Here is a 17,283-nt window from a genome sequence, read left to right as displayed (position 1 = left end):
TCGATTATTGCCTACCATGCATACAGGGTGTCACAGCGGGGGTTAAGGCGGGGTTAACGACCAAAATTTTGTTTGAAGTTTTTTATCGCGCTCAAATAAGCGAGTCACTAATGCACTATGAAATAAAAAAAGCCAGTCACAAGGACTGGCTTTACATGGTTACCGATTACTACAAGGAAAATTACCTTGTGCTATTACTCATCGTCTTCCACTAACGTCATGAGAGATGTATTACCACCGGATGCCGTAGTATCGATACTAATGGTTTTTTCAGTCATTAAACGCTGAATCAACTTATCGTTATATTCAGCGGTGATCACTGGCAAAATAGCCCCTTCACGCGATGACAGCATTGCGGTAATACGCGCCGTACGTTCAGTGCTTGAATCCACAACTACGCCCGCTAAGTCTTCATCCATCAATAAGGCATCGAAGTGACCTAAACGCGCTACTTGGAATACCCCTTTCGGCGCACCCGTAGATTCAAACTTATTTTGAATCTCAATAGCTTCTTCGTAGAAGATTTCAGATACCACCGATACCACCGTGTTACCTGTAGCAAGTGCGGTAACGATAGACAGCATCCAGTACTCAAACGATACGTCTTTATCGGCGAAACATACCAGGGTGCCTCTGGGTTCAAGGTAAAGTTTGTTAGATTCGCCTGTAGGACCAGGAAGCTCGGTAGGTTTCGCTAACTTACGCTCAACACTGGTTAACTGCTGGCGGGCAGTGGCCAACGTGCGGTTTAAATCATCGGCTAGGTCGTCAACAATGTCGACCTTGGCAATTTTGGCCAGTAACTGACGTACCATAGAGATACGATCATTTAAGGCCATATGTCGCCACTGGGCTTCAACTTCCTTAGCTTGATCCATCACAACATGGGCACGTTCGGCAATTTTATCGTCACCGACTAGCGCGTTATCTGTACCATCAACATCATCAATCAATGTTGGTTTCGGTGTAGCACGTTCCATCATTAAACGTGGCAAGTAGTTAGGCCCACCCGCTTTTGGACCCGTACCTGATAACCCACGTCCACCGAAGGGTTGTACGCCAACAATAGCGCCAATCATGTTGCGGTTAATATAGACATTACCTGCACGGCTCTTAGCAGCAAGCTCGTATGCACGCTCTTCAATGCGCGAGTGAATACCCATGGTTAGGCCGTAACCCGTACCATTAATTTGCTCTAAAACATTGTCTAGCTCTTTCGATTTAAAGCGCACTAGATGCACCACTGGGCCAAATACTTCTTTTTCCAGCACATCCAAGTTATCAATCTGATAAAGCGTAGGTGGGAAGAAAGTACCGTTTTCAGTGCCTTCAGGCAGATCGTTTCGATAAAGCAGTTTTCCTTTTCCTTCCATAAAGTCTACATGGTCGGTTAGGCTCTTAAGTGCTTTTTCGTCGATAACTGGGCCAACGTCAGTGGCCAGCATGGTCGGATCGCCAATGGTTAACTCTTTCATGGCACCGATTAACATACTGATAAGATCATCAGCAATTTCTTCTTGCACGAATAATACGCGAAGGGCTGAACAGCGTTGTCCCGCACTTTGGAAACCAGAATGAATAACATCATCAACTACCTGCTCTGGTAGCGCGGTTGAATCCACAATCATGCAGTTTTGCCCGCCAGTTTCAGCAATGAGCGGTACTTGCTCACCACCACGATTAGCAAGTTCTTGTGAGATTAGCGTGCCCGTTTGGGTAGAACCGGTAAACATCACCGCTTTAATGCGTTCATCAGAAAGCAGGGTTTCACCTACTTCTTTACCTGGGGCAATAATGAGTTTTAACGCGTCTTCAGGCAGGCCTACCGATTGCATAATATCCACAGCGCGTTTCGCCACCATACTGGTTTGTTCAGCTGGTTTGGCAATAACCGTATTACCGGTAACTAATGCTGCGGATACCTGACCTAAAAATATTGCCAGAGGGAAGTTCCACGGGCTAATACACAGCACCACACCACGAGGAAGCAAGCGCTTGTCTTCAGCCAATTCTTGGGCACGGGCCGCGTAGTAACGACAAAAATCCACCGCTTCACGTACTTCATCAATGCTGTCTTGCGCGACTTTACCTGCTTCACGCATACAAATAGCAATAAGTTCTGCCATGTGGCGCTCTAGGGCATCAGCGGAGCGATTAAGAATTTCAGCACGTTCTGAAGTGTCACGCTTAGACCAAGCGTCGAAGCCTGCATCTGCGTCGTCTAACGCTTTTCGCATATCATCAGGTTGTGCGTAATAATGGTAACCCACCACATCGTCGTGGTTCATTGGGTTTCTTACCGCTGTTGCGCCCTCAGGAACACCATCGGTTACACTGTAAAACTCTTGCCAACGCTCTAGTTCGTGTTGAAGCGCGGTAACCGCGTTCACGTCGGTTAAATCTAGTCCGCGAGAGTTATCACGTTCAGGTGCGTATAAACCACGTGGTGTTTTAATTAGTTTGTTGAAACGCACTTTAAGGCGCTGGGTTTTTTCCACCGGATCTTCAAGTAATGATTCAACCGGCTTTTCATCATCAACAATGGCGTTTACGAACGACGAGTTTGCGCCATTTTCTAATAAGCGACGCACTAGATAAGCTAATAAGTCTTCATGTTCACCCACAGGCGCATAAACACGGCACTGAATTTTTTCTTCGGTTACTACCGTATCGTAAAGGGTATCGCCCATGCCGTGTAAGCACTGGAACTCAAACCCTTCTTTATCGTCGCCAGCCAGTTCAATAATCACTGATGCAGAGTAGGCATTGTGAGTAGCAAATTGCGGGTACAAAGTATCGCGGTATTCTAATAATCGGTTTGCACAAGCATGGTAAGACACATCGGTAGATGACTTACGGGTAAACACAGGAAACTCTTCTAAGCCCGCTTGTTGGGTAAGCTTAATTTCCGTATCCCAGTAAGCGCCTTTTACCAATCGCACCATTAACGAACGGCCGACTTCTAACGAAAGCGCGCGTAAATGTTCAATTACATGAATAGCACGTTTTTGATAGGCTTGAACCGCTAAACCAAAGCCAGTCCATCCGTTTAAATCTTCATCACGGAATACCGCTTCAATGATATCGAGGGAAAGCTCTAAACGGTCAGCTTCTTCAGCGTCAACCGTTAAGCCAATATCGTACTCTTTAGCCAACATACACAAGGCTTTTAAGCGCGGCGGAATATCACGCATTGCGCGCTCTCTGTGTAAGAACTCAAAGCGTGGATGTATTGCCGACAACTTAACTGAAATACCTGGTGAGCGCTTAGGTCCACGGCCGTTAGCCGCTTTACCAATCACTTCAATAGCTTTAACGTAAGAATCATAATAACGGTCTGCATCTTCCATAGTGCGAGCGCCTTCGCCCAGCATGTCGTAGGAATATACATAGCCTTTGGTTTCTTTTTCCTTAGCACGCTCTACCGCATCTTTGATGGTTTCGCCCATCACAAACTGACGACCCATTACCCGCATGGCAATATTCATTGCGCGGCGGATAACCGGCTCACCTAAGCGACCCAAGGTTTTCTTCAACAGTCCAAACTGTTCTTTCTTGCGCTTGTCAGCATAATTGACCATGTTGCCAGTAAACAATAAGCCCCATGCTGAAGCGTTCACGAACAAAGAATCTGAATTGCCAAGGTGTGGTGTCCACTGCCCTTTAGATAATTTGTCGCGGATGAGTTCATCTTGCGTATCGCCATCAGGCACACGCAACAAGGCTTCAGCCAAACACATCAATACCACACCTTCTGAGGTGGATAGTGAATACTCATTTAACAACGCATCTACGCCACCATGGCCTTCTTGGTTTCGACGAATTTGCAGTACCATTTTACGGGCGCGTTCCCACGCACGACTTCTCGCACGAGGGTTTACCTCAGCAATGGGTAAAATTTGATCTACAGCCACAGATTCACTAATTCGATAGTAGTCTCGAATGCGCTGGCGTAGGGGAGATGTAGTATGAAGTGTGTCGTTAATGAGCATTGCAACCCTTTATTCGAATAGCTGTAGAAAATGGTTCCGGTAACGTAAAACTAGCATAACGTTACATGGAAAAAATGAATTAACAAGTAAAGCTAAGCTTTGCTTGAAGCGCCCCACCTAAAGTGGGCCGCGCTTGCGTCAATAGGTATTTAAACTTCGATCTTCTCAATGAAGATCACGATATCGCCGAAATTGCGCGGATACTAGCATAAATGCGTCTTTCGCCAAGCCCTCGCTGTCAACTTTTTGCGCCACTGTGATAGAGCGTCTAAGAACGCAGGTGAATAACATTTCACAGGGATTCAACTCACGGGTGGCACTCCACACCATGTTAAATAAATGTTTAAAAATATCTATTCAAGGCCAACAACTTCAATATAAGGTCTACACTAGATAATATAAAAACTGGAGGTTCCTGCTGATGTGGTTACGCAATTTTAGTTTAATTCAAAGGCTCAGTATCATTGTCGCGCTGACGGCGCTGTTGTTTTTGGTGCTAACCGGTGCGGTATTAAACCAGCACTACAAGGCGCTCAAAGAAAAGTCGTATAAAGAAAATCAACACCTGGTAGAAGTTGTTCATACCTTGCTTGCAAGCTTTGAATCCTTGGAAGGAGTAGATGAAGACGCCGCTAAACAACAGGCGCTGACCGCAGTTAGCCGCCTTAGATACGATGAGAGCAACTATTTTTGGATTCAAGATGCTACCCCTGCCATGGTCATGCACCCCATCAAACCATCGCTGAACGGGCAAGATTTACGAAGCTTTAAAGATGGAAACGGTAAAGCGTTTTTTGTGGAAATGGCCCAACTGGTTAAGTCTTCAGGCAGTGGCTTTGTTGATTATGTTTGGCCACTACCAGGTGAGGAAACGCCGGTAGACAAAATTTCGTATGTTAAAGAGTTCAAACCATGGGGTTGGACTGTAGGTTCAGGTATTTACTTATCCACTCTTGAAGCAGAGTACGCCAACTTACGCAATTTGCTTATCGTTATTTGTATTATTAGCGTGTTATTGGTGGTAGCGCTTATCTTCTATATTGGCGGCAGTATTGTTAAACCTGTCCATGAAGTCACTGAAAGAATGAAAGATATTGCCATGGGAGAGGGCGATTTAACACGGTCACTTCCAGAATCAGGCCACGATGAAATAACGCGCCTTGCTCGCTACTTCAATGAATACACCAATAAAATGCGGCAATCCTTGTTAGGTATACGTGAAAATATCACCGCCCTAACGCAGCAAGCCGTTCTGGTTGAAACCGTTAGCCAAGATAGCAATGACCAAGCGCAAAGCCAAAATGAAAATATGATGCAAGTTGCCGTGGCCATGGAACAAATGACCACCCAAATTCAGCAAGTGAGCCAAAATGCAGATACTGCTGAAACGAGTACTAGCGGCGCACGCGCCAATGTAGAACAAGGCACCAGCGTAGTAGAAAGTACCGTGAGTGATATTCGTTCTTTGACGTCGAACATTGAGAGCGTGAGCCATGTGGTGAGCGAGCTTGCCGAACAAACTAACAGTATTGGCGCTGTACTAGACGTTATTCGCGGCATTGCCGATCAAACTAACTTACTTGCACTGAATGCTGCTATTGAGGCCGCTCGCGCTGGGGAACAAGGCCGAGGGTTTGCCGTGGTGGCCGATGAAGTTCGTACGCTAGCCAGTCGTACAGGCCAAAGTACCGATGAAATTCAAGCGATGATTGAAAAGCTACAGAGCAATGCAAAAGCTGCTGTAGACGCCGTGCAAGTCAGTCAGAGTGCTTCAGCAAATACGGTGGACAATGCCAACAAAGCAAACGATAGCTTAAAAGAAGCCGACCGGCTTATGAATGAGATTTCAGGTATGAGTAGCCAAATAGCTCGTGCGACAGAACAACAGGCAGAGGCCGCCAATGAAGCCAATATTCGCATCAATGCCTTATCAGGTGCAGCTGATAACAGTCTAAAAACGGCGGAAAAATTAGCGAGTGCCAGTCAGGCACTAAAAGCTAGCTGTATGGCGATAAAAGAAATTGCCAGCAAATTTAAACTTTAGTGAACCAAATTAGTCGTAAAAAGGAAGGTATTCACAGGTTTATACTACTTCCTGCGTATGGAAGTATTTAAAGCGGTGCTTTAGACTGGTTATCTACATCGTTAGATAACCAGCTAAACGTCGTTTACAAGGAGTGATATATGAGCAGTGATAGTAAAGGGATCCCAATCAAGTATTGGGTATTGGGCTTTTTTGTTTTACTTATCTTAGTGTATGTTCTATTTGCTAATACCATTATTAAAGCCGTACTAGAATCGAAATTAGGCGAGTCTTATGGCGCAGAAGTCAACATTGCCGAATTTGATCACTCTTTATATCCTACCACTGTTACTCTTAAAGGCATTGGCTTAACCAACGCAACAAAGCCTTCTCACAATCAAGTGCTAGTTGGCGAAGCAAATGCTGACGTTGCCCTAATGCCGCTGCTTTCCAATCAAGTTGTGGTAAACAACCTGAACTTACTTGATGTGCAATTTGACCAAGTCCGTGAGCACGAAGGTGAAGTTTACCGGGTGCCTGAAAGCTCACTGTCCTACGATGAAATTAAAGCAAAAGCCAAAGAAGCAGTGCCTTCTGTAGACGAACTGCTTGCCCGTAATCCATTAAAAACGACCGCCGCTGTTGCCGAGGCAAAAGAAGCCTACGCCACCTATTCTGAAGGCTTGAAGCAAGAATATGAAAACTTGCCTGATAAAGAACGCATCGACTATTACAAAACCCAGGTTGCTGCGCTTAAAGAAACGAATTACAAAGATCCACAAGCCCTCATTCAAGCTAAGTCGTCGTTAGATAAGCTAAAAGAAGAAATGAGTGCAGATCGTGCGCTTATTAGCAGCTTTACCGAAAAAGCGTCGAATGCTAAGAGTGCGTTGAGCAACTCGGTAAAGGCCTTAAAAGAAGCGCCTAGTGAAGATTATGCATTACTTAAAGGCGTGATTGCGGGCGATGAAGCGGCACTATCTCAAGTGACTTACTTTGTATTTGGCGACAAAGCTGCTGAATACTCAGAGTACCTAATGTCGGCCATGCAAATTGTGATGCCCCTACTCCAAGGCGGTGATACACCCGAAGAACCTGCTGCCGATATGCCTTCTATTTTGGTGAAGCAAGCTAATGTGTCTGTGCTTTGGCAAAACGAGTCGATAAGTAGCTCATGGCAGAACATTACCAACACCCACAGTGTGTTTGGAGACCCAACGACCTTTACCATTGAAGCAGCTGGCGACATGCTTAAGCAATTTACCTCAAGTGGTGAATTCTGGATTGATGAAAGTGGCGTAGATGCGAGCCAAGTATGGGAGTTAGCTGGGGTAAATATGTCAAATATTCCAGTAAGCGGTAATGAAACCCTTAACGCCGTGATGAAAACTGCACTCATGGCAACCACAGGCTCAATGGAAGTGGTTGATAACCAGCTAAGCGGCAACGGTAAGGTTAACTTGCAAGAGTTAGTGATGGAAGCTACAGGAACTAGCGACGTGACTAGCGCGATTGCCTCTGCACTTCAATCGTTAAGTAGTTTATCGATGACCATGCTACTTGATGGCACTTTAGCTAACCCTGGGTTTAATATTAAGTCAGATTTAGACAATAAATTGGCCCAAGCTGCTATCTCTCAACTCACCGCGTCTCAGCAAGATAAGCTTGATGAACTTAATGCCAAGCTAAATGCGATGGTTGCCAGTGAACAAGATGCTCTATCGAGTGAATTGGTTGATGTTAATTCAATGCTAAGTGCGGCACAGGGCGACAGCGGCGCCTTACAAGAACTACTTCAAAGCCAATTGAGCAGCGTAGTTGAAGAACAAAAGAATAAATTGTTCGACAAACTCAAAGGGAAATTAGGGCAAGGTGAATAAAGCACCTTTGATTCCTAAGCCCTTCGCGGCATAATAGGTCATAACGTAGAGGGCAGTTTACTGCCCTTTTTAAATTTTCCTCCGCTTACCGGTTTTTAGGTGATTTTGTGTGGCAAGATAAATGGCTTCCTATTGTACTCATCACCCTATTAGGGTTGTTGCAGTATCGACTGTGGTTTGGGAAAAACAGTATTCCTGACTACCTTAGTCGAGAGCAGGAAGTAAAAACTCAAGCGCAGCAAAACGCAAACCTTGCACAGCGAAATGCCTTGCTAAACGCAGATATCACCGACCTTAAAGTAGGTTTAGAAGCCATTGAAGAGCGCGCTCGCAATGAATTAGGTCTGATTAAGCAAGGGGAAACTTTTTACCGGATTTTACCGCCAGAAACTAAGTGAGTAACATGACATCCTCCTCTGTGGTTGCGGTTATTCCCGCAGCTGGAATTGGCAGCCGAATGCAGGCTGATCGCCCCAAACAGTATTTAACCCTTCAAGGGAAAACGATTCTTGAACACACCGTTGAAATACTGCTAAACCATCACGCCATCGATTACCTTGTTATTGCCATTAGCCCTCACGACACCTACTTCCCTTCTCTTGCCATTGCTAATAATCCGAAGGTTAAAGTCGTAGAAGGTGGCAATGAACGGGCTGACTCTGTGCTAAATGCCGTAAACACCCTGCCAGAAAATACGTGGGCATTAGTGCACGATGCCGCGCGTCCTTGCGTAAGTGCTCATGACATTACTCAATTGCTAACGGTGATGGATAATGGACAGGTAGCAGGCGGTATTTTAGCGTCTCGGGTACGAGATACCATGAAACGAGGTGCCGATAGCCGGGCTGCTAATGCCAATTTCCCAACGGTTCTTCATACTGAAAGTAGAGAAAATTTATGGCATGCCCTTACGCCGCAGTTGTTTCCCACTGCGCTGCTTAAGAGTGCGTTATACGATGGGCTCGCCGCTGGTGCATCCATTACCGATGAAGCATCGGCCATAGAATACAGCGGGTACAAGGTTGCACTTATTGATAGCGACCCAGCCAATATTAAAATAACCCACCCTGGGGATTTACCCTTGGCAGATTTTTACTTACATCAACGACAGAAGGCACAAGTAGAATGCGAATAGGACACGGTTTCGACGTTCATAAATTTGGTGGTAACGGCCCCATTGTTATTGGTGGTGTAAGCATTGACTATGAACAAGGCCTAGTCGCCCATTCTGATGGCGACGTATTACTACATGCGTTATGCGACGCTTTACTTGGCGCTGCAGCCCTAGGTGATATAGGCAAACATTTTCCCGATACTGATGACGCCTATTCAGGTGCCGATAGTCGTGTACTACTCAGGCATGTCGTTCACGTAGTCAATGAAAAAGGCTATACCTTAGGCAATGCCGATATGACCATAGTGGCGCAAGCCCCAAAAATGGCACCACACATTCAGGCCATGCGAGAGATCATAGCCAAAGACTGTCATTGCGAGCTTGATGTAATCAACGTAAAAGCGACTACGACAGAAAAGTTAGGATATACAGGCAGAAAGGAAGGCATTGCTGCACATGCGGTCGTGTTACTGGAAAAGATATGAAACCATTACATACTCAACACTGGAATTACTACTTCAATAAACCCGTTTCAACTGGCTTATTTAAATTCCAACCTGATGACTTTCAGGTTGTGGAAGACTTAGGTTATGAACCCTGCGGTGAAGGCGAGCATCAATTCATATTTGTAGAGAAAATTAATACCAATACTGCTTTTGTGGCTGAACAACTGGCTCGCTATACCAAATTGCCCCTTCGCCAAGTAACTTATGCTGGCCGCAAAGATAAGTATGCTCTTACCCGTCAGTGGTTTGGTTTGCATGCACCAGGGCAAGCTGATTTCGATTTTAGCGATTTTGAGCTAGAAGGTGTGCGGGTTATTAAGCAAACTCGCCACAATAGAAAACTTCGTACCGGTCAATTAAAAGGTAATGCCTTCACCATTACGCTGCGCCAAGTTGTACACCCTGAAGCCATTGAAGAACGCCTGCAGGAAATCGCCAAACATGGTGTGCCTAATTATTATGGCGAACAGCGCTTTGGGGTCATGCGTGTGAACGAGCAAGGTGAAGTGCAGCGCGGTGGCAACCTTGCCATGGCTGAGCGGATGATAAACGGTGAAACCATTCGTCATAGAAATAAGCGCTCTATGGCATTATCGGCCTTGCGTAGCTGGCTATTCAATGAGGTCATCTCTACTCGTTTAGAAAACGAGACCTTCGATAAAGTAGTTACCGGTGATGCATTGGTATTAACCGGCTCAAACAGTTTCTTTATTGACGATGACAAGCAGCAAGACAGTCAGCAACGTTATGAAGACAAAGATGTATGTCCTTCGGCACCGCTTTGGGGTAAGGGTGACTTAGTTACCACATCAGAAGCAAACGCTACGGAGGAGAAAGTAGCGATAGGCCATCCTGAAGTTATCGACTTCCTAGGGCAATGTGGTTTCGAGCAAGAACGTCGTGCAATAAAAATATGGCCATCGCAACTTGAATGGCAAAGTAAGGGTGATACATTAACCCTATCTTTTTCATTACCTAGCGGTTGTTTTGCCACATCCGTACTTAGGGAATGTGTTGAAACCGTTTCTCCCATTCACAGTATTTAGTTGAGATTGCATGAAAATCCTAATGAGTAACGATGATGGTGTGTTTGCAAAAGGCTTAGCTATTTTGCACGAAACTATCGCCAGCGAGCACGATATTACTGTTGTCGCCCCCGATCGTAACTGTAGCGGCGCAAGTAACGCCCTTTCGTTACATCAACCCCTTCGTATTCAACGCATGGACAGTGGCTTTTATTCTGTCAATGGCACGCCATCAGACTGTGTTCATTTAGGTATCAGCCGAATATTAAAAGATGACCCCGAACTGGTGGTATCTGGCATTAATCATGGTGCTAACTTAGGCGATGATGTAGTTTATTCAGGTACGGTAGCCGCGGCGACGGAAGGGCGATATATGGGCTTGCCTGCCATTGCCGTGTCGCTTGCCAGTAAGAAAGGTGAGAACTTTGAAACAGCAGCTCGGGTAGTGCTAGATATTATCCGTAAACTTCAATCTCATCCTTTACCTGCAAATCAAATTTTGAACGTAAATGTTCCTGATATACCCTATGATGAACTTAAAGGTATAGAAGTTACCAGACAGGGTCGCCGACATCGTGCTGAACCTATGTTTGAAGATAAAGACCCGTTTGGTCAAACCATCTATTGGTATGGCCCAGCAGGTTCAGAACAAGATGCTGGCCCAGGTACAGACTTTCACGCAGTGGCAAACGGATATTGCTCCGTTACCCCGCTCAGTGTAGATATGACTGCCTACCAAAGCTTAGACAATATGAAAGAATGGTTAGCCAAATAACCGAATAATGCGCGGCCGATAATAAGGATAATAAGCACCACCATGAGAGCCTCCAGAAAAGGGGATGCGCTAGCACAGCTGCTTTATGATGAAGGGATCCGTTCGCAGCCTGTGCTCAATGCCATTGCCGGTACACCCCGGGAAACATTCTTACCTGATGCGCTTAAGCATAAAGCCTATCAGAATACTGCGCTGCCTATCGGGCAGGGGCAAACCATTTCGCAACCCTATATTGTTGCGAAAATGACTGAACTGCTGCTAGATAGTCCGAATAAACCGGAAAAAGTGTTAGAAATTGGTACCGGCTCTGGTTATCAGACCGCTATTCTTGCACAGCTTTTTTCGGCTGTATTCAGCGTAGAACGAATCAAATCGCTACAGTTTCATGCAAAAAGACGGATGAACCAACTCGATTTACATAATATTGCCATGAAGCATGGTGATGGATGGAAAGGGTGGACATCTAAAGGTCCTTACGATGCCATTATTGTGACGGCTGCGGCCAGTAGTTTGCCGCAAGATTTATGCGATCAATTAAAAGAAGGAGGCCGCCTGATCATTCCCGTAGGAAATGAACAGCAGTCTCTATTGTGTATCGACAGGATAGAAGGCGAGCTAAAAACCACCACAATAGAGGCGGTGCGTTTTGTTCCCTTAGTAGCAGGAGAGCTATTGTGAAATTGTTCGAGCCAATGTACGACATGGCACTTCGATGGGCTAGACACCGCCATGCGGTTAAATATTTAGGTGGGCTTAGTTTTGCTGAGTCAGTATTTTTCCCAATTCCACCTGATGTCATGCTTGCGCCCATGTCGTTGTCTCAACCGGACAAAGCGTGGCGCTTCGCGCTTATTACTACGCTTGCGTCTATTTTTGGGGGGATAGCGGGTTATTGGCTGGGGTATTTTGCCTTTGATGCATGGTTAGCGCCTATCATTGAAAGTTGGGGCTATACCCACAAAATAGAAACTGCGACGCAGTGGTTTGCCGATTACGGCGTTTGGGTGGTGTTTGTAGCGGGGTTCTCCCCTATTCCCTATAAAGTCTTCACTACCAGTGCTGGCTTTCTACAAATGGCGTTCTTTCCGTTTCTTATTGCCTCTGCGGTAGGCCGTGGCGCAAGATTTTTCTTGGTCGCAGGACTTATGCGCTGGGGCGGCGCCCCTATGGAAGCAAAGCTACGCCAATATGTGGAAGTATTAGGCTGGGCAGTGGTGCTATTGGCTGTTGCCGCTTACCTTATCTTGCGATAATAGCAGAGCGATGTCATACCGCTTAGTTCTGATTGGTGCTGTGCTACTGCTACTACAAAGTTGCAGTAGCCGAACCGGCCCTGCCCCCGTTGTTCTATTAAATAGTCAAGCAGATCAAGAGTCTGGTGGATTCACATCAGATACCTATAAAGTACAGCCAGGAGACACCCTTTTTGGCATCGCTTGGTATACCGGAAATGACTATCGAGATATCGCTAAATTTAACAGTTTATCAGAACCTTATCGTATTTTCCCTGGTCAAGAATTACGCATCACTCCCCCCCCTAAAATTGTAAAGATTTCGACAAGATCCAAGCCGCAGACCACTCAGTCAGCAGATCCGACCACGACAACAGTAGACAAAAGTTTGATTGACCCCCCCAAACCACGGGCGTATGGTGAAGGTGAAAAAGTTGTTAAGCGACAAAACGTTACGAGCGTCAACAGGCCGTCAGAAAGCGTCAAAATAACGGCAGCCAATAGTTTTCCTAACAAGGTAAAGAAGTGGGTTTGGCCTACCAAAGGTAGGGTTGTTGAAACGTTCAGTAAGTCAGAGTCGGGCAACAAAGGAATTGATATCGCTGCGGCAAAAGGTACATCGATACACGCGGCAGCAGATGGAAAAGTTGTTTATTCAGGAAGCGCCTTAAGAGGCTACGGTAATTTGGTTATTATCAAACATACCGACACCTTTTTAAGTGCCTACGCATACAACGACAACATTATCGTTAAAGAACGAGACTGGGTGTCAGCGGGGCAAAAAATCGCCACCATGGGTGACAGCGGAACAAATTCGGTAAAACTTCATTTTGAAGTTAGGTATCGTGGAAAGTCTTTAGACCCACTGCGTTATCTGCCAGCTACACGACCATAATAATAACAAATAACAATAAGAAACGAATTAAGGAGAAACGTCGTAAGGTAAACCTTGAAGCAGGAGATTCATTGTGGGTCATATAAATCAAAGCCTAGAATCAAATACGAAAGATGACTTAAATGTCATTGATATACCAGCCGATCTGAAAACAGATAAAATAATATCTGATGACACTGACACCAATTCAGAAGAATTAGTGTTAAGCCAAGACGACCAACCAAAAAATCTAGACGCCACACAGTTATATCTAGGTGAAATCGGCTTCTCGCCTCTGCTTAGTGCAGAAGAAGAAGTGTTTTTCGCCAGAAAGGCTCTACGTGGATGTGAAGCCTCACGCAAGCGCATGATTGTTAGCAATTTACGCCTAGTAGTGAAAATAGCGCGTCGATACAACAACCGCGGTCTTGCCCTGTTAGATTTAATCGAAGAAGGGAATCTAGGACTTATACGTGCTGTTGAAAAGTTCGATCCCGAACGTGGTTTTCGTTTTTCAACGTACGCAACCTGGTGGATAAGACAAACCATTGAACGCGCAATTATGAATCAAACGCGCACGATTCGGTTACCTATCCATGTTGTAAAAGAACTTAATGTATATTTACGTGCAGCTCGTGAGTTATCTCAGAAACTCGATCACGAACCTACTGCTGAAGAAATTGCACTTGCCTTAGACAAACCTGTCGAAGACGTTACCAAGATGCTGCGACTTAATGAACGTATTACGTCGGTAGATACCCCAATTGGTGGCGAAAACGATAAAGCGTTGTTAGATATTCTAGCCGATGAAAAAGAATTCGGTCCAGAAGAGAACTTACAAGACTCAGACATCAAATCAAATATTGTTGGCTGGCTGGAAGAACTCAACCCTAAGCAACGTGAAGTGTTGGCAAGACGCTTTGGATTAATGGGTTATGAGCCCTCAACGCTTGAAGATGTGGGTGCTGAAATTGGTCTTACTCGTGAACGAGTTCGTCAAATTCAAGTAGAGGCATTACGTCGATTGCGAGACATTCTAGGCCACCAAGGCCTATCGCTAGAAAATTTATTTAACCAAATGAATTAATAGCACATTGTACTAACACCATGCCGAGGCGCATTTTGCCCTCGGCATTTTTGTTTGTAGTCTTAAACCCTGGTTAAACTCACAAAAGTGTAGTTATGTGGGTTCTTCTCATCAGCGGTGTGCTCCTCACGGCTTTTCTCTTTCCAATGGCCATGGGCATCATAATCAGGAAACTGTGTATCGCCTTCTACTGCCAAATTAATAAATGTTAGGTGCAAAGTATCAGCCTTATCTAAAAACGCCTGATAAATGGTGCCACCACCAATAATCATAACCTCATCTGGGTGACTCTCTAATGCTGAAGCATATTCGATAGCCGCTTCAGGTGATGATACAACCGACGCGTCTGGCAAACTGTAAGCGCTGTTTGTAGTGATAACAATATTCGGTCTTCCCGGCAAAGCGCGTCCGATAGACTCATAGGTTTTACGCCCCATAATGACAGGCTTACCCATGGTTACTTGTTTGAAATGTTTCAAATCTGCTGGCAAATGCCAAGGCATGTCGTTATCAGCTCCGATAACACGGTTATTAGCCATCGCGGCAATCATCGCAATTTTCATAGTAATACTGACCAAAAGTGTTTCAATTGCACCTATGATAACTGATTAAAACCGAGGCGATAACACCCTTCGACTTACCTGCCCCAGTTACTATGAATTTAAACAAACCTAGCCACTTTTCTGTCCTGTTTATTTTCTCATTTTTGACTTACTTAGATACAGATCAAATAGTCTTCCTCTTTCTCCTTTCTCCTTTCTCCTTTCTCCCCATATGGTCTGCTGGGCCTTATTGTCTACTGCGCGTTGCTAGGGTGAAAAAAGCGAGACGAGTCAATCTTAATTACGAACCACATGCAAATAAAAACAATTATCATTTGCGATAATCTTTTATATCGTCTAGGGTGTAATTAGGAGGGCAAGCAAATGCAAATAACTTACTTGTGTGCAAAACACGAAGATTGGATTTACAGCAACCCGAAGCAAGCGCTTCACTTTATGGCCAGAGACGAGATGCAAGGCACACTTTTACTGCACTGCGGACAATACACCGAAGCTATTCCTTACTTAGGTTGCGCTTTTGATATTGCGGTTATTCTCTTAGAAGTAGATGGCGGCGAAAATGAAGCGATGAAAAGCAAAGTGACGAGCCTAGCTGGGCTACTTGAAGAAACCTATTACAACCTCAAACTTCCCGAGTACCGAAACGCCATTTTAGATAGAGCTAATTCTGTATTACAAGCCACAGAATCAGCAATGTTGTCAGCTTTTTTGCTTAAATCTGTGCATCAGTAAGCTGATAAAAATGCTTACCGGCTTAGCATGTAAACTGTGTGTTTTAAAAAGAAATCAAATGCTATTAATAAAAAAACCGCTAGTTTTCGCAAACTAGCGGTTTTAATGTTGTTCGTTTAGCACTGAAATAAGCGTGAATGCTTTTTTAGTTAACGACGGTACTCAACTTCTACATCGTAGTCATCTTCGTCCCAATCTTCATCATCGTCTAAGTCATCACTTAAATTGTCTTCGAAGTCGTCGCCTAAGTCAGCTTCTTGTGCTTCTAACGTATTACGATGGTAAGTATCCCACTTGAACTCAACATCTTTCGTTTCTTCTTCTGCAATAACTTCGGTTGGAAGCGTATCGATGAAGTCCATGATTTCTCGGCAAAGCGGCTCTAAGCCAATCTTCTGGAAAGCAGATATTTGGTATATTGGGCCTTCCCAACCAATTTGTGCGGCAATTTCTTTGCAGCGCTCATTGGCTTCTTCTTCAAGCATCAAATCGACTTTGTTAAACACTAACCAGCGAGGTTTACTTGCTAATTTAGGGTTGTACTTTTCGAGCTCTTCAACAATAGCCTTGGCATTTTCAGCTGGATCGCTTTCATCCACAGGCATAATGTCTACAACATGAAGCAGTATACGGCAGCGCTCTAAATGCTTAAGGAAACGAATACCTAAACCTGCGCCGTCAGCTGCACCTTCAATAAGCCCAGGAATGTCGGCTACTACGAAGCTGCGCTGTGCGTCTTGACGAACTACACCTAGGTTTGGTACTAGCGTAGTAAACGGGTAATCGGCCACTTTAGGCTTAGCTGCAGATACAGAGCGGATAAACGTAGATTTACCTGCATTCGGCATACCTAGTAAACCCACATCGGCCAATAGCATTAATTCGAGTTTTAAATTACGAATTTCGCCTGGCGTACCGTTGGTTTTATGACGTGGTGCACGGTTAGTACTGCTCTTAAAACGCGCATTACCTAAACCGTGAAACCCACCTTGTGCCACTTTAAGCTGTTGCCCATGACGAGTAAGGTCGCCAAGTACTTCACCGGTATCGCTGTCGGTAGCTCGGGTTCCTACTGGAACACTTACCGTTAAATCTTTACCGCCACGGCCAATACAGTTAGCGCCTTGACCATTTTGGCCACGCTCTGCACGGTGGAAACGCTCGAAACGATAGTCGATCAATGTATTCAGGTTTTCATCGGCAAGAAGAAAAACACTACCGCCGTCGCCCCCGTCGCCACCATCAGGGCCACCTTTGGGAACATATTTTTCCCTTCTAAAGCCAATTACGCCGTTGCCGCCGTCACCGGCTTCAACACGAATTTCAGCTTCATCTACAAATTTCATTTATCACTCCGGGCATTGTTGCCGTAGGGGTTATTTATACTCAGTATTTAACTACTAAGTTTACACCAAATTGTTATGTACTGCCCAGATACTAAAGCTCGGGTTTCCATAAAACAAAAAACCCCGCAAGCGCG

The 17,283-nt window shown here is 45.1% G+C and carries 15 protein-coding genes; 12 read left to right on the top strand and 3 right to left on the bottom strand.

The annotated features are described in order from the left end of the window. Positions 1 to 194: 194 nt before the first annotated feature. Positions 195 to 3,992: a bifunctional proline dehydrogenase/L-glutamate gamma-semialdehyde dehydrogenase PutA gene (gene putA, locus C7Y69_RS14315; protein ID WP_126873160.1), complete on the bottom strand. Its 3,798-nt coding sequence runs from the start codon at positions 3,990 to 3,992 to the stop codon at positions 195 to 197. Between the two features lie 421 nt (positions 3,993 to 4,413). Here putA and C7Y69_RS14310 point away from each other — a divergent pair, with 421 nt between their 5' ends. From C7Y69_RS14310 to rpoS, 11 genes are all read left to right on the top strand, one after another. Beyond that, entirely contained in the window at positions 4,414 to 6,036 is a 1,623-nt protein-coding gene (locus C7Y69_RS14310) for a methyl-accepting chemotaxis protein (protein ID WP_126873159.1), read from the top strand. 140 nt (positions 6,037 to 6,176) lie between these two features. Continuing rightward, complete coding sequence (locus C7Y69_RS14305; RefSeq protein WP_126873158.1) at positions 6,177 to 7,895, top strand: TIGR03545 family protein; 1,719 nt, start codon at positions 6,177 to 6,179, stop codon at positions 7,893 to 7,895. Positions 7,896 to 8,002: 107 nt separating this feature from the next. Then, positions 8,003 to 8,293, top strand: coding sequence for a cell division protein FtsB (ftsB, locus tag C7Y69_RS14300; RefSeq protein WP_013785529.1), 291 nt, complete (start codon positions 8,003 to 8,005; stop codon positions 8,291 to 8,293). Positions 8,294 to 8,298: 5 nt separating this feature from the next. Beyond that, positions 8,299 to 9,030 (top strand): 2-C-methyl-D-erythritol 4-phosphate cytidylyltransferase, encoded by a 732-nt coding sequence (gene ispD / locus C7Y69_RS14295; RefSeq protein ID WP_126873157.1) that lies wholly within the window; start codon positions 8,299 to 8,301, stop codon positions 9,028 to 9,030. Continuing rightward, positions 9,021 to 9,494 (top strand): 2-C-methyl-D-erythritol 2,4-cyclodiphosphate synthase, encoded by a 474-nt coding sequence (ispF, locus tag C7Y69_RS14290; RefSeq protein ID WP_126873156.1) that lies wholly within the window; start codon positions 9,021 to 9,023, stop codon positions 9,492 to 9,494. Before ispD ends, ispF begins: the two co-directional genes overlap by 10 nt. Next, positions 9,491 to 10,561, top strand: coding sequence for a tRNA pseudouridine(13) synthase TruD (gene truD / locus C7Y69_RS14285; RefSeq protein WP_013785532.1), 1,071 nt, complete (start codon positions 9,491 to 9,493; stop codon positions 10,559 to 10,561). The genes ispF and truD overlap by 4 nt, the downstream gene beginning before the upstream one ends. 10 nt (positions 10,562 to 10,571) lie before the next feature. Next, positions 10,572 to 11,315 (top strand): 5'/3'-nucleotidase SurE, encoded by a 744-nt coding sequence (gene surE, locus C7Y69_RS14280; protein WP_126873155.1) that lies wholly within the window; start codon positions 10,572 to 10,574, stop codon positions 11,313 to 11,315. Between the two features lie 42 nt (positions 11,316 to 11,357). Then, positions 11,358 to 11,993 carry a protein-L-isoaspartate(D-aspartate) O-methyltransferase gene (locus C7Y69_RS14275; RefSeq protein ID WP_126873154.1) on the top strand — a complete coding sequence of 212 codons (636 nt, stop codon included), beginning with the start codon at positions 11,358 to 11,360 and terminating at the stop codon, positions 11,991 to 11,993. Next, positions 11,990 to 12,568, top strand: a complete 579-nt coding sequence (locus tag C7Y69_RS14270; RefSeq protein ID WP_013785535.1) for a YqaA family protein — start codon at positions 11,990 to 11,992, stop codon at positions 12,566 to 12,568. Before C7Y69_RS14275 ends, C7Y69_RS14270 begins: the two co-directional genes overlap by 4 nt. 10 nt (positions 12,569 to 12,578) lie before the next feature. Next, a complete protein-coding gene (locus C7Y69_RS14265) occupies positions 12,579 to 13,442 on the top strand; it encodes a peptidoglycan DD-metalloendopeptidase family protein (protein WP_013785536.1) in 864 nt (287 codons plus the stop codon). A 73-nt stretch (positions 13,443 to 13,515) separates the two neighbouring features. Beyond that, complete coding sequence (rpoS, locus tag C7Y69_RS14260; RefSeq protein ID WP_013785537.1) at positions 13,516 to 14,508, top strand: RNA polymerase sigma factor RpoS; 993 nt, start codon at positions 13,516 to 13,518, stop codon at positions 14,506 to 14,508. A gap of 62 nt (positions 14,509 to 14,570) precedes the next feature. Here the strand turns inward: rpoS and folA are convergent, their stop codons facing one another. Continuing rightward, entirely contained in the window at positions 14,571 to 15,059 is a 489-nt protein-coding gene (gene folA / locus C7Y69_RS14255; protein WP_013785538.1) for a type 3 dihydrofolate reductase, read from the bottom strand. A 375-nt stretch (positions 15,060 to 15,434) separates the two neighbouring features. Here folA and C7Y69_RS14250 point away from each other — a divergent pair, with 375 nt between their 5' ends. Continuing rightward, on the top strand, positions 15,435 to 15,803 hold the full coding sequence (locus C7Y69_RS14250) for a hypothetical protein (RefSeq protein ID WP_013785539.1): 369 nt from the start codon (positions 15,435 to 15,437) through the stop codon (positions 15,801 to 15,803). Between the two features lie 149 nt (positions 15,804 to 15,952). Here the strand turns inward: C7Y69_RS14250 and cgtA are convergent, their stop codons facing one another. Then, positions 15,953 to 17,149 (bottom strand): Obg family GTPase CgtA, encoded by a 1,197-nt coding sequence (cgtA, locus tag C7Y69_RS14245; protein ID WP_126873153.1) that lies wholly within the window; start codon positions 17,147 to 17,149, stop codon positions 15,953 to 15,955. Positions 17,150 to 17,283: the final 134 nt, after the last annotated feature.

It is taken from the genome of Alteromonas sp. KS69, from assembly GCF_003989595.1.
GTDB classification, from domain to species: Bacteria; Pseudomonadota; Gammaproteobacteria; order Enterobacterales; family Alteromonadaceae; genus Alteromonas; species Alteromonas naphthalenivorans.
The sequence above is the reverse complement of the archived record's forward strand: the minus strand, read 5'-3'. Positions and strand labels throughout refer to the sequence as shown.